This is a genomic window from Paenibacillus sp. ACRRY, assembly GCF_022346995.1.
GTDB lineage: Bacteria > Bacillota > Bacilli > Paenibacillales > Paenibacillaceae > Paenibacillus.
On record NZ_JAKRNM010000005.1, the window covers coordinates 68,783 to 89,335 of the forward strand.

15 protein-coding genes and 1 pseudogene are annotated in these 20,553 nt (G+C 48.8%); 15 read left to right on the forward strand and 1 reads right to left on the reverse strand.

The features are described from left to right. Positions 1 to 43 precede the first annotated feature (43 nt). Both MH144_RS18725 and MH144_RS18730 read left to right on the forward strand, forming a co-directional pair. Positions 44 to 622 (forward strand): annotated as a pseudogene (locus MH144_RS18725) (RtcB family protein); the annotation flags it as partial. Positions 623 to 694: 72 nt separating this feature from the next. Beyond that, on the forward strand, positions 695 to 1,873 hold the full coding sequence (locus tag MH144_RS18730; protein WP_239302797.1) for a DUF4272 domain-containing protein: 1,179 nt from the start codon (positions 695 to 697) through the stop codon (positions 1,871 to 1,873). A gap of 93 nt (positions 1,874 to 1,966) precedes the next feature. Here MH144_RS18730 and MH144_RS18735 read toward each other — a convergent pair whose 3' ends face one another. Continuing rightward, positions 1,967 to 3,004 carry a LacI family DNA-binding transcriptional regulator gene (locus MH144_RS18735; RefSeq protein WP_239302798.1) on the reverse strand — a complete coding sequence of 346 codons (1,038 nt, stop codon included), beginning with the start codon at positions 3,002 to 3,004 and terminating at the stop codon, positions 1,967 to 1,969. 524 nt (positions 3,005 to 3,528) lie between these two features. Here MH144_RS18735 and MH144_RS18740 point away from each other — a divergent pair. The 13 genes from MH144_RS18740 to MH144_RS18800 all read left to right on the forward strand — a co-directional run bounded on the left by MH144_RS18740 (position 3,529) and on the right by MH144_RS18800 (position 20,546). Continuing rightward, positions 3,529 to 4,914, forward strand: coding sequence for an ABC transporter substrate-binding protein (locus MH144_RS18740; protein WP_239303589.1), 1,386 nt, complete (start codon positions 3,529 to 3,531; stop codon positions 4,912 to 4,914). Positions 4,915 to 5,031: 117 nt separating this feature from the next. Next, on the forward strand, positions 5,032 to 7,959 hold the full coding sequence (locus tag MH144_RS18745) for an extracellular solute-binding protein (RefSeq protein ID WP_239302799.1): 2,928 nt from the start codon (positions 5,032 to 5,034) through the stop codon (positions 7,957 to 7,959). 75 nt (positions 7,960 to 8,034) lie between these two features. Then, on the forward strand, positions 8,035 to 8,946 hold the full coding sequence (locus tag MH144_RS18750; protein WP_095288390.1) for a carbohydrate ABC transporter permease: 912 nt from the start codon (positions 8,035 to 8,037) through the stop codon (positions 8,944 to 8,946). A gap of 2 nt (positions 8,947 to 8,948) precedes the next feature. Further along, the gene (locus tag MH144_RS18755; RefSeq protein ID WP_017689719.1) at positions 8,949 to 9,812 is read left to right on the forward strand and encodes a carbohydrate ABC transporter permease; all 864 of its coding nucleotides are present in this window, start codon (positions 8,949 to 8,951) and stop codon (positions 9,810 to 9,812) included. Between the two features lie 11 nt (positions 9,813 to 9,823). Further along, entirely contained in the window at positions 9,824 to 11,290 is a 1,467-nt protein-coding gene (locus MH144_RS18760; RefSeq protein ID WP_239302800.1) for an NHL repeat-containing protein, read from the forward strand. Continuing rightward, positions 11,271 to 11,891 (forward strand): YIP1 family protein, encoded by a 621-nt coding sequence (locus MH144_RS18765; RefSeq protein WP_095359181.1) that lies wholly within the window; start codon positions 11,271 to 11,273, stop codon positions 11,889 to 11,891. Before MH144_RS18760 ends, MH144_RS18765 begins: the two co-directional genes overlap by 20 nt. A gap of 14 nt (positions 11,892 to 11,905) precedes the next feature. After that, the gene (locus MH144_RS18770) at positions 11,906 to 14,491 is read left to right on the forward strand and encodes a DUF5696 domain-containing protein (RefSeq protein WP_239302801.1); all 2,586 of its coding nucleotides are present in this window, start codon (positions 11,906 to 11,908) and stop codon (positions 14,489 to 14,491) included. Beyond that, entirely contained in the window at positions 14,488 to 15,387 is a 900-nt protein-coding gene (locus MH144_RS18775) for a carbohydrate ABC transporter permease (RefSeq protein ID WP_239302802.1), read from the forward strand. The genes MH144_RS18770 and MH144_RS18775 overlap by 4 nt, the downstream gene beginning before the upstream one ends. Before the next feature lie 30 nt (positions 15,388 to 15,417). Then, the gene (locus tag MH144_RS18780; protein ID WP_239302803.1) at positions 15,418 to 16,428 is read left to right on the forward strand and encodes a carbohydrate ABC transporter permease; all 1,011 of its coding nucleotides are present in this window, start codon (positions 15,418 to 15,420) and stop codon (positions 16,426 to 16,428) included. 91 nt (positions 16,429 to 16,519) lie between these two features. After that, positions 16,520 to 17,482 (forward strand): glycosyl hydrolase, encoded by a 963-nt coding sequence (locus tag MH144_RS18785; RefSeq protein ID WP_239302804.1) that lies wholly within the window; start codon positions 16,520 to 16,522, stop codon positions 17,480 to 17,482. Between the two features lie 171 nt (positions 17,483 to 17,653). Further along, on the forward strand, positions 17,654 to 18,172 hold the full coding sequence (locus tag MH144_RS18790; RefSeq protein ID WP_239302805.1) for a GrpB family protein: 519 nt from the start codon (positions 17,654 to 17,656) through the stop codon (positions 18,170 to 18,172). A gap of 58 nt (positions 18,173 to 18,230) precedes the next feature. After that, on the forward strand, positions 18,231 to 18,773 hold the full coding sequence (locus MH144_RS18795; RefSeq protein WP_239302806.1) for a hypothetical protein: 543 nt from the start codon (positions 18,231 to 18,233) through the stop codon (positions 18,771 to 18,773). A 189-nt stretch (positions 18,774 to 18,962) separates the two neighbouring features. Beyond that, positions 18,963 to 20,546: an extracellular solute-binding protein gene (locus MH144_RS18800; RefSeq protein ID WP_481857375.1), complete on the forward strand. Its 1,584-nt coding sequence runs from the start codon at positions 18,963 to 18,965 to the stop codon at positions 20,544 to 20,546. The last annotated feature ends 7 nt before the right edge of the window (positions 20,547 to 20,553 follow it).

The following is a 20,553-nucleotide window of genomic DNA, read 5'->3' on the forward strand; positions in this document are numbered from 1 at the left end:
TTATTTTTGTGCATTTTATTTTTGTGCAAATGAATGGAGATAAATGTATTGGGACGGAATGACACTCGCTGGCCGGTATGCCTATGCAGGACGAGATTATGTTATAGAACAGGTCCTTGGTATTCTTGGAGCGAGTGCGGAGTACTCGGTGCATAACCATCATAACTTTGCCTGGAAAGAACAGCATATGGGTGAAGACGTGGTTGTCGTCCGCAAGGGAGCAACCCCGCTGGCACCCGGGCAGCTTGGTTTTGTCGGAGGCAGCATGGGAGATATCTCAGTGATTGTCGAGGGCATCCACAGCGAGGAAAATACGGAATCCTACCGCAGCACGGTACATGGGGCTGGACGGATCATGAGTCGTACCCAGGCTGCCGGGAAAATGAACTACAAGCTGCGCACCCGCATGGGCGGGGAGATAAGTGAAGAACAGATGCATGCGGCCATACGTGCGTATGGCGTGGAGCTCAGGGGTGCAGGTACAGACGAAAGCCCATTTGTGTATAAAAAGCTGCAGGACGTCCTGAATGCTCATGCAGACACTCTGAAAATCAATCATGTGCTGCGCCCTGTTGGCGTTGCCATGGCTGGTGGCAATGAATTTGATCCATATAAGGACTAGTGAACGAGGTTCTGTCCGGGAGTCCTTGTTTAATTATGAATGATATGAACTTAAAAGAAGAAGGTGAGCACCATGAGAAACTGCGCATTGTACAGCTCCCAGTTTGACCTGGATCAGCTGTTGGAACTTATTCAATCCATCTATCCACAGGATAAGATCATACGCAAGGAAGACAAGACTCATATTCAGGTTATCCGCAAGAAGTGGCTCAGCAAGACAACCAAGGGCTTCAACATCATGACAAGTCAGACACATCCTGAAGAATTTGCTTCAATGATGAACGGCATGATGGGGTTCATGAGTCAGATTGAAGGACGAAATCCGGCACTGCAGGAAAAAGTGCTAATTAAATGCTCGACCCTGAATATGGTTGTTGGAATTGAGACCGAAGAGGACATATCGGAGGAGTTTTTCCAAGAATTATTGAAGCTTGCTCAAGGGCTGGATGCGGTTATTTTTTGGGGAGGCGGCTCCCTGCTGAACGCACAAGGGCAGCTGTTGCTGGACGTGAATGGGGAATCGGAGGTAGAGGATTACCAAGTGACAGCGCACACCAGTCTTTTGGATGATGTCAGACCACCGTCCGAGACAGGCACTCGCCGCAAGGAAAATTCCGAGTCTATTATGGCAACGCAGGGGATTCCATTCAATGTGCACTTACCCGCAAGGGCTGGAGATGAGCATACAACAATCCGAAGCGTGGAAGAAGTGGCACAACGAGCGGTAGCTTTATGTATTGCAGCACTCAAGGGTGAATGCCTCGGTGCAGGAGAAAGTGCAGAGGACACGGCAACACTCGTTCAGGAAGTCATCGACAAGTACGATGCAGCCTCATTTTTCTCCCCAGCGGAGAAAAGGTTTATCGAGCAGCATGAAGCGCAGCAGCAGGAAGTCATCACCTTTTCGTGGGGATACGAAGCCTATCATGTCATGCTGTGGGCGCTTGGTTATGTCGATGAGCTGGGAGCTCCAGTAGAGCTATGTAACGTTGGACAGGCCGTAGGTCATTTGCAGCAAAAGGATAGCTTCGAGGAATTCCTCGCAGGTGCATCCCTGCGGAGCAAAAGTGAAATTCTCGATGCGGCCGACCTGATCTACCGTTACAACTGGGTTTGTGTGAACAGCCGGATTAATGAGCAGACACCTCCCGCGGGATTGAATGGAGGCGTGGCTTACGAACGCCACCGTGCATTGAATTGGCTCATTTGTTATATGGATCAGGGATGGGATGACGTTCGGACAGATACGTAATAAGCATAGCGGACTATAATATGTAGGCATGATCTCAAAATCCCCCAAGCCAGTCAAACACTGGCGTGGGGGATTTTTTGTCGTTAGCGTGGTTTATCCACTATGCCGGCTATATTGCTCCCGAATGAGGACATCAGCCATAATCAGCTTTTTCTCCACATTACTTTCGGGGTTTATAATCCGCCATAACATCTGGTCCACTGCACGTGCACCGATTAGTTCCTTGTTCACATTGACCGTGGCAAGCACGGGAATATTGTCGTACGTGTTATCAAAACCGGTGACAACACATTGTTCTGGTACGCTAATCCCCATGCTCTCCAGTGCTTCAATGGTGTAGAGGGCGAAGAAGTCATTGGCACATACAAACACCTCTGGCAAGTTCGCTTCATGGACCACAGAGGTAAATGTTTGCCGGAAATCATCAACCGCAGGACTGCACAATTCAGGTATTTGATTCATCTCTATCCCGTTACCCATAAGCACAGAGCTGTAAGCAATCCAACGTTCATAAAAGCTGTGGGCGTCACTGGTGTTTCCAACAAATTGAAAGCTTTTGAACCCCTTACGAAGGAGATATAGCATAATTTCACGCATGGAAGCAAAGTTATCCGTAAAAATGCTGTCACTGTGGAAGACTGGATCGAGATGATCCACCATAACAACAGGTATTCCCAGACGTTTAATTTCTAGCAAAATGGGTGTCGTAATCGAACCGACTGTAATAATGCCCCGAATGGCATCGGGATTCAGCAGTGTAAATAATTGATCTGTAGAAGGCTCCGTCAGAGTGAGGATATTAAACCCTTTCTGGTTCAGTCTGGCTGATATCCCGTTAAAGATAGGACCCCAGTAGACAGATTCCTGGTTCTGATAACGGACATTGGGAAACAGAATGAGAATCGTTCCGCTCCACCGTATGTTTTGAGGGTCGTGAAGTTCATTGCTGTTGTTCATATCGCCAGATAACAGGCTATTATCTTTGAAATATCCAAGTTTGCCAGCGGCCTTGAGGATGATATCACGTGTTTGGTCGCTCACACCGGATTTACCCGAGAGCGCACGTGAAACCGCAAATTTTGACAGACCCGTAAAATGTGCAATTTCCTGAATTGTTACCTTCGTCTTCATCATACCATCCTTACATTCTTAGTTCTGCCGTATTCTTGACCATGTAGCATGAAACTGATTCCAGTATATCATGATATATTTCCTCTAATCTAATAACGGATGCAGAATAAAAAATGTTAGTGATTCTATCGTTGTGGGTGGGCCTTAAACGGGAATGATGAAGCTTGGTAAGAGAAAAGCTCAGAATATGTCATTGGATATTATTCATTTGTTATTTAATTAAAATAACAAATTTTAACGATTTAGAAATCGCGAAACAAAGGTTAGGAGAGGGATTGATTTTCGAAATATGCTTATAAACAACAGTTTTCAAGGGTTATATCAGCATCTTATCAGATAAATTAGAAAATGTTAACAATAAAATGTTGACGCTTACATTTTGCTGTGTTAAATTTTGTTTGTTCAAACCAAACGTTAAAATAACAAATGGTGGTGGTGTGCTGATTTCATTAGGTGAGTGAGTGCTAGTAGTTTGATATGACCATTTCAGGCATACACATTCGGGGAGGTTGTAAAAAAACATGATTAGAAAATGGAACGTTCTGCCGCTGATGTTACTGGCTGTGATGCTTTTTGTATCCGCTTGCAGCGGAGGTGGGACAGCACAAAATGGCACGGATTCAGAGGGGACGGTCAATTCGGGCACGACAACCGAAACCGCCGAGACAGAGACAGAGACAGAAGGTGGGGCCGAAGAAGTTGCGGCAGATATACCCGATCTGGGTGGACGTGTCATCAAGGTTGCTGCCTGGTGGGATCTGACGCCAGCGGGGGAGACCGCATCGGATAAGGCCCGTCTCGATAAGATTGCTGAAGTTGAGAAAAAATATAACGTGAAAATCGAGTTTGTTAATGTCCCATTTGAAGAGTACATGAATAAATTCACCACGACTGCGCTGGCTGGCGAGCCATTCGCAGACATCGTTCAGATGGAATACAAGTCCGCACTTCCCGCCATCCTCAAAGGGCAGCTACTGCCGATCTCCGAATTCACCACAGCTGAGAACAACATCAATCAGGAAGCAAACCTAATCACCAAATTTCCCGCCATCGCGGGCGAATACTACTCATTCGATAATCCGATCAGCATCGGTCTGGGACTTCACTATAACCGCGACCTCTTCAAAAAAATGTCGCTGCCTGATCCACAAGAGCTCTATAACCAAGGCGAGTGGAATTGGGATAAATTCATGGAACTGGCCAAACAGGCAACGAAAGATACGGATAACGACGGCAAAATTGACGTATACGGATTCTCCGGCTGGCCGATTGACGTGCTTCGTCACCTTACCGCTGCCAATGGTGGCACGATCGTAGATGACGAAAATTCAAAAGAAGGATTGTCCGATCCCAAAACTATTGAGGCTGCCGAATTTGTTAAACGCCTGTATAACGTGGAGAATGTCGTGAAGGTCAAAACAGGCGACAAAACCAACTGGGAGGAAAGCAACACATTCAAGGATGGAGACGTTGCTTTATTCACCGCTGCTGAATGGCAGCTTGGTGATATCACCTTCGCTGCTGGTGTTGTTCCCATTCCGAACGGACCTCAGGGCAGCAAGGATGTGACGTACGCCAACAACGCAGCCTCAGCGAAATTCATTCCCAAAGGTGTAGAAGATCCTAAGATTGTCTACCAGATTTATGAAGAGACCTATGATATCCCGCAGATTGAAGAGTATCCGGGTCAGGATTACCTAGAGAGCCGCTATACCGACGAGAAGGACATTGCCATGATTCGTGAGCATATTGCCGGAACGGGACGTATCCTGCTCGATGATGCCTACGCAGGGTATCCAATCGGAGATTATGTGAACGACATCATCAAAAATAACGCGTCCGTTACTGCGACAGCTGAGAAATATAAGGCCCAGGCACAAGCTGCAGTTGATAAACTTGGCAAGCAATAACACCAGAAAGTGATTCAGAGAGGGGGTCCAGTGCCTGTAATCATGCACGAAACCCCGTTTTTCTGAATTCTAACCAGGGTGTTGCTGTCATCAGCCTTGATGAGGAGGACTCGTAGAATGGCTGGAATTCTACAACGAAACCAATGGATCCTGCCTACTGTAATCGTAGCGGCTGCAGCCGGCATTTTGCTGTATTTCGCCTCTGGTACGGATGTAGAGAGTGCAGATGTCCCACCTGGTAGTCTGCCAACTATTGAGGTGGATGCGATCTTGCAGCAGACGAGGCAGAAGAAGGGATATGAGCAATATTTAATTCAAGCAGGTGAGGCATTGCGACCAGAGGTGGATATCACCATTGAAGTGGAGGACTACATACGAGCTGAAGGTGAAGAGGTCCGCACACTGATCGATTATGAAGGCAAGGAAGGGGTCTCCTTGTATACCGGCGAGACAGGAGAGGTCGATTGGGTTGTCAATGTGCCGGAAACCGGAATGTACAATCTCTCGGCAGAGTATTTTCCGGTAGAAGGCAAAAGTTCCGCGATTGAGCGTGCGCTATATATTGACGGTGAACTTCCATTTGCGGAAGCCGCCTATTTGCAATTCGACCGGGTATGGGGCAGTGAGAAAGAAGTCGCTGAGCAGGATAATCAGGGGAATGATCTTCGTCCGAAGCAGGTGGAGAAACCCCGCTGGATGGAAGAGACGTTCCAGGATTCAGATGGGTACGAACAGGCACCATTTAAGTTTTTTCTTGAAAAAGGGGAACACACCCTAACGCTGAAATCATCGCGTGAACCGATGGTCATTCGATCCTTGCGCCTCTTTAATGAGAAGACAGCCCTTCCTTATGCAGAAACCACAGGGGCACAGCAGACGGATTCTTCCGGGCAGCCGAAAGATGTACTCATTCGGATTGAAGGAGAAGCGGCGATTGCCAAATCTTCACCAACGTTATACCCGACCAGCGAAAGATCAAGTTCAGCGGTATTCCCTTATAGTGCTTCCCAGGTGCGCGTCAATACGATCGGTGGCTACAACTGGCGTCTGCCGGGACAGTGGATTGAGTGGGAGGTAGATGTACCGGAGAGTGGACTTTATCATATCGGCTTTACCGCACAGCAGAATTTCGTCAAAGGCATCTATTCCACGCGCAAACTGACCATTGATGGTGAAGTGCCATTTGCTGAGATGGCGAAAGCATCTTTTCGTTACCAAAGCGACTATCGCGTGGATGTGATGGGAGGGAAGGAACCCTACAAGTTTCAGCTGGAAAAAGGCAAACATGTCATAAGGCTGGAGAACAGCCTTGGTGACTTCGCGCCGCTCATCCGCAATGTAGAGGACAGTCTGTATAACCTGAACTCCATGTACCGGCGAATTCTGATGATCACAGGCACGAAGCCGGATGAATTCCGGGATTACCGAGTGGAGAAGCAGATTCCGAACCTGCTGGAGGTATTTGCCGGGGAGAGTAAACGACTCAAGGACGTGGCAGCGCAGCTTCGCCTTCTGTCTGGCCAGTCCAGTGATCAGGAAGCGTTGATCAAGACGATGGCGCAACAGTTGGACGAGATGATTGGCAAGCCGGATACCATTCCAAGACGGCTTGCAGCTTACAAGACCAATACGGGTGGTCTCGGAACATGGGTACAGCAGGCACGGGAGCAGCCGCTTGAAATTGACGCTCTGTATGTCACGTCCATCGACAGCAGCATTCCTCATAAAGGGATGGGAGCACTGGCGAAGGTCGGCCATGAAGCGAAGACATTCTATCATTCGTTCTTCATTGACTATAACCAAATCGGCAATGTTGCCACTTCGGAAGACCAGCGTACGGTGACGGTTTGGATTGGCAGTGGACGTGACCAGGCCAATACGATGAAGGCAATGATTGATGAGACCTTTACGCCGGAGAGCGGCATTAATGTCAATCTGAAGCTGGTCAACATGGGGACGTTATTGCCGGCTACCTTGTCCGGTGAAGGGCCAGATGTAGCGATGCAGATCGGCAATGATCTGCCGGTAAACTTTGCTATGAGGAACTCGGCTGTGGATCTGACGAAGTTCGCTGACTATTCCTCGGTGGAACAGGAGTTCAGGGAAAGTGCCATCATCCCCTATGTCTATGATTCAGGTGTGTATGCCCTACCGGAAACACAGACCTTTAATATGCTCTTTTACCGGAAAGACGTGCTCGCAGAACTGGGACTTGAAGTCCCTCAAACGTGGGAAGACGTCGAGAGCCTACTGGCCATATTGAGCAAAAACCATATGGAATTTGGCATGCCGGTTGTAACTCAGGCCAATATGCAGGGTGTCAACATTCCGCCCAACTCGCAGTACGCAACCATGCTTCTACAGAATGGGGGATCCTTCTATCGCAATGATGGCAAGGAATCCGATCTGGATTCTCGTATCGGGATCGAGACATTCAAGCAGTGGACAGAATTCTATACCGATTACAAGCTGGAGCGGGAATATGATTTTGCCAACCGCTTCAGAACAGGGCAGATGCCGATCGGCTTGACGGATTACACGATGTATAACCAGCTATCCGTATTTGCACCGGAGATTCGCGGACTATGGGGCTTCGTTCCTGTTCCGGGTACGGTACAGGCGGATGGAACATTGAATCGCGATGTGCCTGGCGGGGGCAGTGCAGTCATGATGCTGGAGAGCGCTAAGGACCAGGAAGCCGCGTGGGAGTTCATGAAATGGTGGACCAGCACGCCGGTACAGGCTGAATTCGGCCGTGAGATGGAAGGACTGATGGGCGCTGCTGCGCGTTATCCAACGGCCAACATCAAGGCGCTTGATTCATTGCCGTGGCCAGCTGAGGATTATGCCAATCTTAAGGCACAATTCGAAACGGTGAAGGGAATTCCCGAAGTGCCAGGCGGTTATTTTACTGGGCGCCATTTGTTCAATGCCTTTTACAAAACGGTGGTTGGTCAAGTGGAAGCCAGAGAATCCATTATGGACTACACCCAGTATATTCAGGACGAGATTCGGATCAAACGTAATGAATTTGGTCTTCCGTAAGCAGAGGGAGGGTTAACAGTGTCACAAATATCACTCCGAGACGGTCAACACAGTCCTCCTGAGAAGGCTTCAAGGATGGGCATGAAATCATGGTGGAGCTGGAAGCTCCAGGAGATGAAAGCCAGCAAGCATTCCTACGTCCTGCTAGCTCCCTACATGATTCTGTTCACCATGTTTACCGTGATCCCGGTTGTTATCTCAATCATACTCAGCTTTACCTATTTCAACATGCTGGAGTTTCCGCGATTTATTGGCTGGCAGAACTATACTCGGCTGTTTTTGGAGGATGACGTATTCCTGATTGCCATCAAGAACACGCTGCTGTTTGCCATTATTACCGGACCCATCAGTTATATTGCCTGCTTCGTGTTTGCCTGGATCATTAATGAATTGACGCCCAAATGGAGGGCATTCATGACATTGATCTTCTACGCGCCATCCATTTCCGGAAATGTCTACTTTATCTGGTTGATGATCTTCTCGGGCGATCGTTATGGCATCGCCAATGGATTATTGATCCGATGGGGCTTCCTGCTGGAGCCGATTCAGTGGCTGAAGACGGAGGCGTACATTATGCCTATCCTTATCCTCGTGCAGCTGTGGCTGAGCTTGGGTACAGGGTTTCTGGCATTCATCGCTGGTTTACAAACGGTTGACCGGACGTTATATGAAGCAGGTGCGGTAGACGGGGTCAAAAATCGCTGGCAGGAGCTCTGGTATATTACTTTGCCTTCCATGCGGCCGCAGCTGATGTTCGGTGCAGTCATTCAACTGACCACCTCGTTTGCCGTGGCGGACGTCTCCATAGCTCTGGCTGGGTTTCCAAGCGTGAACTATGCGGCAGAGACGGTGGTCACTCACCTGATCGACTTTGGTACAACACGGTTTGAGATGGGTTACGCTTCGGCGATTGCCACCGTACTTTTCATGATTATGGTAGGTACCAACTTACTGGTACAGAAATTGCTGCGAAGGGTGGGAGAATAACTATGGCTGCAATTGCGACAGGAAAAAAGCGGGTGAATCGATCGTTATCCGGCAGTCTCTCCCTGTTTGCCCTTTTGCTCGTATTTGGTGCCTTCATGGTACTGCCGCTGATCTATGCAATCAACAATGCCTTCAAACCGCTGGATGAGATTTTTACCTTTCCACCGACGCTTTTTGTCAAAAATCCAACGTTCAGCAATTTTACGGATTTGCTGAATCTGCTGAGCGACTCGTGGGTGCCCTTCTCACGATATATATTCAATACCGTATTTATTACGGGCATTGGTATTGTGGGTCATGTGCTCTTGGCTTCAGCAGCGGCTTATCCACTTGCCAAGCATAAATTTCCGGGGAAAGTGTTCATGTTCCAGGTGGTTGTGCTATCGCTCATGTTTACCCCTGCCGTAACAGCAATTCCCAATTATATGATCATGTCTTGGCTCGGCTGGATCGACACGTATTGGGCCGTTATTATTCCGGCATTCGCCTATTCACTTGGTCTGTATCTGATGAAGCAGTTCATGGAGCAGATTCCGGATGCCCTGCTGGAAGCAGCGAAGATTGATGGTGCGAGTGAATACCGGATCTTCTGGTCGATTGTGATGCCGAACGTGAAGCCAGCCTGGCTGACCTTGATTATCCTGCTGTTCCAGATGTTATGGGGCAGTGACGGCAATGGCTACATTTACAGCGAGCAGCTCAAGACACTACATTACGCAGCAGGACAGATTATTCAAGGCGGAATATCCCGGGCAGGAGCAGGTGCTGCGGTGGCACTTATTCTGATGAGTGTGCCGATTACACTGTTTATTTTCTCGCAGAGCCGCATTATTGAGACGATGGCGAGCTCGGGCATGAAGGATTGAGGGGGAGCGATATGGCACGCACAGTGAAAAGATGGCTTGTTCTCCTGGCGGCAATATCCCTGCTGCTGGCGAATGCCGTGCCTGCGGCGGCTTCTTCGGCGCCGTATGAGAGTTATAACTACAACTCGTGGAGAGAAGCCGTTCCTTCCCCGGATGCCTATCTGCCCAAGCGAACCATCTCGGGCAGCGATTTGGGCATCGGGGAGTTCAAGGATCCCGCTGATGTGAATGTATCTCCATCGGGTCAGATCTATATTTTGGATAGCGGGAACAGCCGAATTGTTATATTGGACGCTGAGTATAAGCTTCTTCAGGTCATGGACGGATTCACGAGAGAAGGCAGCAAGGAAACATTTGAGGCTCCAGGTGGACTGTTTGTGGATGAAGAGGAGCGAATCTATGTCGCAGATACAGGGAACAGTCGGGTCGTGATCCTGGATGCAGAGGGACAATTGGATCATATGATCCAGGCACCCGAGTCGGATGTTCTGGCGACGGATTTTCAATTCCAGCCGCTGAAGTTGACGGTTGACCATGTGGGCCGGGTTTATGTAGTAGCTCAAGGCGTTTACGAAGGAATTATGCAGTTTGACGAGACGGGGAAGTTCATCGGATACGTCGGCACCAATAAGGTGGAGCGGGACTACGGCGAATATATTTGGCGCATGTTCTCCACCAAGGCCCAGCGGGCACAGATGGTCCTGTTTGTACCGACCGAGTTTTCGAGCGCGGATATCGACCATAAAGGGTTTGTCTACGCAACCAATATCGATCCTGGTTCGAATGAGCCGATCAAACGACTCAATCCGTCCGGAGAAGATGTGCTGAAGCGGTTTGGTTATTTTGACGTCAAGGGAGACATCCGGTTCCGTAACAATACGGGGCCATCCAAGCTTATTGATGTGAAGGTGCTGGGCAACGGCATGTACAGTGTGCTGGACGCGACACAGAATCGCGTGTTCACTTACGACGACGAGGGTCATCTGCTCTACATTTATGGTGGCAAAGGAAATCAGGTAGGCACGCTCAAAACACCCGTTGCCATTGAGCAATCCGGCGATCACCAACTGGTTCTTGACCGTGGGAAGAGCAACCTGGTGGTCTATGAGCCGACTCGGTTTGGAACAAACGTAAATGAGGCGGTTGCCCTTCATTATCAGGGTGAGGATACGGAAGCTGTACATATTTGGCAAGAAGTACTGAAGCTGAACGCCAATTATGATATTGCCTATATCGGGATTGGCAAATCCTTGCTCATGGAGAAGAAAAATAAGGAGGCTCTCGGTTACTTCGAGCTTGGGATGGACCGCAAGAGTTATTCGGTTGCGTTCAAAAGGTACCGGCGGGAGATGATGAAGGAACATTTTGGCACGTTCCTGACTGCAGGTATTGCACTGATTTTCATTCTGATCCTGGCCCGGGTGGCGGTTAAATGGAGACGGAGGAGGCAGATTGACCGTGAAGCAGGATTACATTAAGTTTCCGCTGCATCTCATTTTTCACCCTATCGATGCATACTGGGACCTTAAGTCGGATAACCGGGGACGGATGCTTGTTGCCTTTTTGGCACTCGCGCTAACCATCATCATGATGACTTTGCAAAAGCAATACGCGGGATTTCTCGTTAATTTTACTGATCCTCGCACCATCAACAGTATTGTGGAAATCGCAACGGTAGCGGTGCCGTTCTTTCTATGGTGCATTGCCAACTGGTCGGTGACGACGCTGATGGAAGGGGAAGGCAAGTTTAGAGAGATCTTTCTGGCGACAGGATACTCGCTCATTCCGGTTATTTTGATCTATGCGCCGATGATTGTGATCAGCCGGTTCATGGTGCAGGAGGAGACTGCTTTTTATTATCTGTTTAATAGCATTGCGTTCTTCTGGTTTCTGCTGCTCCTGTTCATTGGCACGATGACGGTGCACCAATATACGGTGTTCAAAACGATCATTACGATGCTGCTGACCCTCATTGTGATGGGGATTATCGTTTTCCTCGGAGCGCTCGTGTTCAGTATGCTGCAGCAATTATATGAATTCGGTTATAACATATACCGCGAGTTGATTTTTCGGACCTAAAGGAGGCGGCATCCGTGATCAAAAGGCAACGATTATATACGGTGCTGGCCAGTGGCACAGCTGTGATTCTGATGACAGCTGGGCTGCTGTATATCAACAACAGGGGAGTACCCGCTGTAGAAGTAGCGGCTTATCTGGAAGCAACAACGGAGGCAATACCAGTCGAAACGAATTCACTGAAGTATCTTACGGATACCTCACAGGGAGTGCCAGGCATGCAGTTGGTCGCTGAGGATCAGGGCTTGGCGCTTTATTATAACGAGGAGACGACCGAGATCGCCGTGCGTGACGGGGCTAGCGAGGAGATCTGGTACAGCAATCCGAAAGAACGTGCCCAAGATGGTCTGGCTTCGGCTTACGAGAAAGAAGTCCTGTCGTCCCAACTAAACGTCTCCTTCCGGGATGCGATGGGTACACTGGAGAACTTTCCGAATTTCAGCACCAGTATTACCAACAAACAATTTGTTGCTGCCAATGTGGATGGGGGAATCCGGATTACCTACACACTTGGAGATACCTCGCTCGGAATCGATGCATTGCCCAGATTGATTAGCAAACAGCGCCTGGAGGAGAAGGTTCTTTCGAAACTGGATGCCACCGCCGCAAGGTACGCTTCTGCCCGTTACTATCCAACCAAGGACAACCCGGATGTTCTGGAAAGGCTGGATGGACAGATCTCGAAGCAGCTTGTCCTGAACAAGATGCTGGATGCCTTTGAGACAGCGGGTTACACGGCAGACGACCTTACTTATGACAATCAGGAAAATGGGGTTGATGGCGGTGGTGCATCGGATAAGCCCAGCTTCGTCATCCCAGTGGAATATCGGCTGGATCAAGGCTCTCTGGTAGTGACCGTACCTCTGAGTCAAGTGGAAGAGAGTGGTCAATATCGTATTCGTAACATGGATTTGCTCGCTTACTTCGGTGCCGCGGATACCAAAGGACAAGGGTATATGTTCGTGCCGGACGGGTCAGGCAGCTTGATCCATCTAAATAACGGAAAGGTCAAGGAAGAGCAATATGTACAACGTGTATACGGTGCAGACCCTAACGACAATTCGCTCAGTCGGCCCCAGGTCAGCGAATCCGCACATATGCCTGTATTTGGCCTCAAGAACGGGGAGCATGCCTGGTTTGCCGTGATTGAAAAAGGAGACGCAATGGCCAGCATCTCTGCCGATATCGGAGGCAGGCAGAACAGTTACAACCATGTACATGCGACCTTCTCCCTGCGTGGGGAGGATGAACTGGAGATGTACACCTCGCAGAAAATGCAGGAGATTCAACTGCTGAGTGAAGAGCCTTTTCGCGGAGATATCCAGGTCCGATATCATTTCCTGCATGGGGAAGATGCCAGTTATTCCGGTATGGCTCGCCTTTATCAGCAGCAGTTGGTAGATGGGGGTGTGCTGAAGCCGCTTGAAGAACAGATGGAGCTGCCGTTTTACGTGAGCATACTTGGTGCAGTTGACCAAAAGGCCTCTTTTCTGGGTGTGCCTTATCGGACCACACTAGCCATAACAACGTATGAACAGGCTGCCGACATGGCAGCAAAGTTACAGCAGGAAGGTGTGAGCCGCGTACAGATGCGGTATCAGGGCTGGTTCGGTGGTGGGTTCAGCCACCATACGCCGACCCAAGTGAAGCTGGATCGTGAAGTAGGCAGTCGTTCTGAGCTGCAGGAGCTGTCTGCCCGATTGCATCAGTCAGGGGGAGCGCTATTCCCTGATGTGGCATTCCAGCGGATCTATCATGATGACTGGCGTTTTGCGCCGTCTTCCGATGCGGCCCGGTTTGTAACCAAGGAGACGGCAGAATTGTATCCTTACAGTCCTGCTCTCAACAGAATGGACCAGAGCAAGGATAGCTATTATCTGCTCTCGGCTGCGAAGCTCCCATATGTGATCAGCGAATTTGCCGGGAAAATCACAAAACTGGAGCTCGGCGGATTATCGCTCCGTGATCTCGGGCAGGTTCTGACTTCCGATTATCGGGATAGCCGTGTCATTCACCGCGAGATGGCCAAGAACATTGTGAAGGAGCAGCTTGGCAAGCTGCAGCAGGAATATCCGAGCATGATGTTGTCATCGGCTAATGCTTATGCATGGGGATATGCGGAGCATGTAGTGGATGTGCCTGAAGGCTCCAGTTGGTTCAACCTTACCGATGAAGAAGTTCCTTTTTATGAAATGGTCATTCATGGATATATGAACTACGCAGCATCTCCCATGAATACGTCAGGAGATCAGGACTTGCGCAAGCAGCTGCTGCGAAGTCTTGAGCTTGGTGCAGCTCCGCATTTCCAATGGACTCATGAACCATCATCCAGGCTGAAGTTAACGAATTATGATTCGGCTTATGCTACCGCGTACGAAGACTGGATAGATGATGCGGTTGCACTGTACAAGGAAGCAAATGAGGTGTTGAAAGGATTGGGGAATCAGCGGATTACCGGACATGAACGAATTCAGGAAGGCGTGGTCCGGGTCACGTACAGCGGCGGTACGTCTATCCTGGTAAACTACACTGACGATCGGGTAACTGTAGACGGAGTGTCGGTTGGCACAACGGACTATGCCGTGGAAGGAGTGAGCCAATGAGAACCCTGCGTTTATCATTGAAATCACGGAGAGCGCTGCTCGGTCTTGCATTTATCTCACCGTGGCTGCTTGGTTTCATCTTCCTTTTTGCCACGCCGCTCCTGCAATCGATTCGGTTCAGCTTCAGCAATTTGTCAGTGGCTCCAGGAGGATACGTTCTTGACTTTGTTGGGCTGAAAAATTTTAAGGATGCACTTCTCGTGGATGCTACCTTTAACCGAATCCTGATTGACTCGGTTGGGGCCATGGTGCTGAATGTGCCCATGATATTGTTTTTCAGCCTGTTTACGGCGACCTTGCTCAATCAGAAGTTCAAGGGCAGAACCATGGCGCGGGCGATCTTCTTCCTGCCCGTTATCCTAGCCTCCAGTGCGGTGGCGGCAGCCGAATCCGCAGGTCTGATCAATCTGATGGGCGACGCCAGCGCCGTTGAATCGACAGTTGATGGAGGCGCTTCGTTTAACGTGGTTTCCATCGTGCGGATGCTGGCTGATGTTGGACTACCGATGGCCTATGTGGATTACATCGTAGAAGCCATTATGCGAATTTACGAAATTATTAGCCGCTCAGGCGTTCAGATTCTGATCTTTCTTGCCGCCCTGCAGTCCGTACCGGGCTCGATGTATGAAGTGGCCAAAATTGAAGGAGCGACAGCCTATGAATCATTCTGGAAAATTACATTTCCAATGGTGAGTCCGTTGATATTGACGAATGTCATTTACACGATTATTGATTCATTTGCAGGAAGTCCGGTCACACAAGCCATCTACCAAACGGCATTTAAGACCCAGAATTTTGGCTTAAGCTCGGCGATGTCCTGGCTGTATACACTGGTGATTGGCCTTGTGCTGCTCGTTGTCGGCTGGGTATTGTCACGGCGGGTGCATTACAACTGACGGTTCATGTAAAAGGAGGGCTACTAGACTATGGCTGTGTCGGGAACGGATCGCATGGTGGTGGTTCCGAAGCAGAATTATCAACTGCAGAGAGTTCGAAACAAAACATCGGACCTCCTGTATTCCATATTCAGATATGCATTGATCATCGGCATTTCATTTATTATTCTGTATCCGTTATTTCTTAAAATTTCGGTTGCGTTTAAAGATAAACAAGACATCTATAATCCAACCATTTATATGATTCCACAGCATTTTACGCTGGACAATATCAGGCTGGCGGCACAGGTAATGGATTACCTGCCCTTACTGGCGAACACCTTGCTGTTTGTTACCATAACGACGCTTTTGACGGCAATATCCTGTGCGCTTGCCGGATATGGATTTGCCCGCTTTACTTTTCCAGGAAGCAATGTCCTCTTTGTGCTGGTGATTCTCACCATTCTGGTGCCGACAAGCACGTTGATGGTGCCGATGTATCTGCATTTCCGCAGCTTCGACTTTCTGGGCATCATACAGCTGTTTACGGGCAGGGAAGGGGTCAATCTGTTAAACACCTATTGGCCTTCCATGATTACTGCAGCGACGGCCGGTGGGCTAAAGGCAGGGCTGTTCATTTATATTTTCCGACAGTTCTTCAAGGGTATGCCCAAAGAGATCGAAGAAGCTGCGCTGATCGATGGTGCGGGCGGGTTCCGTACATTTGCCCGAATCATGCTGCCCAACGCCATTTCACCACTGATTACAGTCATTCTGTTTTCCTTTGTGTGGCAGTACAATGACACGTTCTATTCGGCGCTGTTCATGAGTGAAAGCTCACTGATCTCGCTGAAGGTCGCTTCATTACCCGCTCAGGCGAATCAGTTGATTCCTCAACTGATGGGGTTTGGTTCGGGCTCCGGCATGAAGGCCGATCCGAACTATGTCGCGATGATCGTGGATACAGGCATTTTGCTGGCGATTGCGCCGCTGATTATATTGTATCTGTTTGTACAGCGTTATTTCGTGGAAAGTATTGAGCGTTCTGGCGTTGTTGGTTAAGCGGACCTGGCGTAGTCAGATAGGATACGCAATTCGGTTGATTTTGATATTGGGGTCGCTATGTACCCTGCCTTGGAATGGGGGATTATCAATGACGGAAAATAAGATAAGCAGTACCTTGGTGAATCAAGATGCGACTTCCGAGGCCAGGGAATTGATGAAGTACTTGTTAAAGAGTTATGGGACAGCAGTACTCGCGGGTCAGCAGGAATACAGCAACTTGAACTGGATTAATGAGAATACGGGACGGAAACCGGCTGTGATTGGGTTTGATCTGATGGAATACTCACCTTCAAGGACAGAGCGGGGGGCGACCTCTGAGGAAATACGAGATATGATTGCATGGCATCAGCAAGGCGGGATCGTGACCTTGTGTTGGCACTGGAATGCACCGTCCCAACTGATCGATGAACCCGGCAAAGAGTGGTGGCGGGGATTTTATACGGAGGCCACAACGTTCGATCTCGCCTCCGCGCTGGCTCACCCCGAATCGGATGAGTATGCCTTGTTGATCCGGGATATCGATGTAATCGCCGGCCATATGCAAGAGCTTAAGGATGTAGGTGTACCTGTGTTATTCCGCCCACTTCATGAAGCTGAAGGAGGGTGGTTCTGGTGGGGAGCGAAAGGACCGGAGCCTGCCAAACAGTTGTATCGTCTGCTGTATGATCGATTGGTCAACACGCATGAGCTAAATAATCTCATCTGGGTGTGGAACTCGGAACAGCCGGAATGGTATCCGGGGGATGATGTTGTGGACATTGTGAGCGTGGATGTATATCCGAAGTCAGGGGACCATGATCCACTTGCAGAACGTTACGAGAACTTGCGGAATTTGGTGAGTGACAGCAAAATGATAGCACTCGCGGAGAACGGCTCCATTCCTGATCCGCAGCAGATGGAGGAGCAGCGCATTCATTGGAGCTGGTTCTGTACCTGGACAGGTGAGTTTCTAAGGGGTGGCCAGCATAATACTGTGGAATTCTTAAAAGAAGTGTACAACAGCGACTATGTCATAACTCTGGAACGATTGCCTGAGTGGAGTTGGAAATAGTCGTTCAAGGCGTTCAGCGCATTGTGAACCTAAAAAGCGTTAGCATGGCATAAGAAATTATGCGGATGCCAGCGCTTTTTTATTAGTGATTTACAACAGTTATTTCCATCATTGTTCACATGATGTACACTATGACTAATAAATGTAAGGCACAGAAAGGCCTGATTCGCTATGAGAGAAGAAGTGGTCGTATCGGAATATGACCCAAGATGGGTTGAGGATTATCACGAAGAACGTAATAAAATCATGATGGTGCTGACAGAGATCTGCGTGGATTTTAAACATATTGGGAGTACATCCGTGCCGGGTCTAGGCGCGAAACCATTAATCGATATGATGGCAGGAGTACATGAGTTGAACGATGTGAAGGCAGTACATATAGAAGCATTGGGACAACTGGGATACGAGTATGTGCCCAAGTCGGATTTTCCGCAACGTTTGTTTTTCCGAAAAGGACAATGGAGAGCAGGAACGCATCATCTTCATGTCTACAAGTACAGGAGCCTGGAATGGACGGATAACTTGCTGTTTCGCAATGCTCTCAGGAGAGACTCGGAAATTATGCAAGAGTACTACGCGTTGAAGAAAAAGCTGGAACAGCAGTTCAGACATGACCGTGTGGGGTACACCGCAGCCAAAGCTTCTTTTATTAAATCCGTCATCCGGAAGGCCAGGCTGTATGATGAATAGATAACGCTAGATTGATAGAAGAGTGTGTATTTGTATCAATGACAAAGGTGTGATCTGTATGACAGACCTGAACGCATATCATTATTTTGAGAAAAGTATTGGACCGTTCCGCAATCTCTCCAGCTTGTCCGAACAGGATGCTGAAGTTGTTGCACAGCAAATCAGGCAGGAAGGCCGAAATTTTGCCAGTCAACGTTCAGCAGATTACTTGATGATTCGCAGAATGCTTGAACAACAAGCGTTAGAGCAGTTTACTGCCAAAGGTGGGAAACCGACAAGTTCCTATCCCCATTACATGACTCTGGGTAAATGTGAGTGGCTAACATCGTGGTATACCTTACCTAATTGGATTGCAATTCCTTGGTGTAATCTGCCTACCGAATCCGTTAGTTTTACTTATGGAGACCTCTTCCCAACCATGCGTTATTCGGATGATAAGCCGTATCGTAAGCAGGTATATACCAAAGATGAAATTTTGCAGATCATTCAGTACTATGGATGGCCACAGGAATGGAACCGGAATGGGGAATTGGGCCCGGAACGTTATATTGAAGTTCAGGTGTGGGATGAGCTGATCATCCAACCATACCAAGGCATTTGAGGTCTATTTACTGCCATGATTACCAGTGCAAAAAAGTGCAATTGCAGGAAATACGGGTGTTCGTTATAGTGAGTGAAAGCTTTGAGGTGACCGGGAATAATCTTTTCCAGGGTCAGTCAAAGCCCCTTTTTTAATCGTTAATCCGATTAATACGATAGGTTTAAGAGACTAAGGAGGATGGGAAAGCCTATGCTAAACGTGGGGAAACGTAACACCCGTAATTTGATCTGGATCATTTCCGTTGTGTTGGTCTTGTCTGTCTTGCTTAGTGCATGTGGGAGTCAAGAAGCAGGGCAAACGAGTGGAAGTGGCAGCAGCGGCAATGCGAATGATCCACTGGAAGTCAGCATCATGACCATTACACCCAGTGCGGTTCCAGCGGCTGATGACAATGTAATCAAACGGGCGATCGAAAAAGCAACGAATTCCAAAATGAGCATTCAGTGGGTTTCGAACAATATTTATGGTGACAAGCTGAACCTGACGCTCGCTTCTGGCGATATTCCTGATCTCATCATGATTAACGATCCATTTGGAAGCACCTTTACCAAGATGGTCAAGCAAGGAGCGTTCTGGGATATCACGCCATACATCCAGGAATATCCGAACCTGAGCAAGGGCATCCCCGATATTGCCTGGGAAACAACCAAGGCAGCAGACGGCAACAATTACGGCATACCACGCCCTAGGCCGGTGACGGGAGATTCCTTTTTCATTATCCGGAAGGACTGGCTCGACAGATTAAACCTGCAGGTTCCTGAGACGACAGATGAATTATTCGATGTTATGAAGGCATTCGTAGAGCAGGATCCTGATGGCAATGGACAACCGGATACCACAGCGCTCGCCGCTTATGTCAGTCCGGATGATCTCGGTTGGGGTGGCAATCTCGGCCCGGTGCTGGGTGCCATTGAGAATTCTTTTATCGGAAGCAACAGCAGTTGGAAGTGGGATGAAACAGAGGGGAAACTGATATATAGGGAGCTGCTGCCCGAGGTCAGGGAATCTCTCCAATATCTGACGAAAGCCTACAGCAGCGGCATGATGCCCGAGGACCTTCTGTCGCTCAAGCTGACACAGGCAAGAGAATTGTTCAAGCGCAATCAGGCAGGCATTATTGTGGACAAGACAGGCACGATGCGCAAAATTTATGCGGATGATCTGAAGAAAGTCGATCCTTCCTTTAAGTATACGGACTTCTACCCTCTGACCAATCTGAATGGCTACAACCCAAAAGGCTCAGGTTACAACGGCATTCTGGCGATTCCTGCAAGCGTATCGGAAGAGAAGATGAAACGAATTCTCCAACTTGTCGATACCTGGATGAACCCGGAAGTGTTTGAAATTCAGCAGTTTGGGATCGAAGGTACCCATTATGAAGTGGTTGATGGCAAAAAAGTAGTAAGTACCGAGAAATTAACGGCGGACAACGCCTCGGATTTTAATCATATCGTTAACGTTATTGATCTTCCTTGGGATACCACGGGTGAGACAGAAGAAGAGACCCAGGCGAATGAACTATTCAAAAAAGTAGAGGCCGAGAGGGAAAAAACGAGTGTAGCCGATCTGTCCGCGGGTCTTCAATCGGAGACAGGACAGAAGATTCTGCCGGAATTAAACAAGAAGATACAGGATCTCAAGGCCAAAATCATTCTGGGCCGCGAGCCCATCGAAGCTTGGGATACCTTTGTGGAATCTTTGCGAAGTGATCCAAATGTCCAGGCTATGAGTGATGAGATGACGGAGGCTTACAAGAAAAGAAACGGACAATGAATCTGAA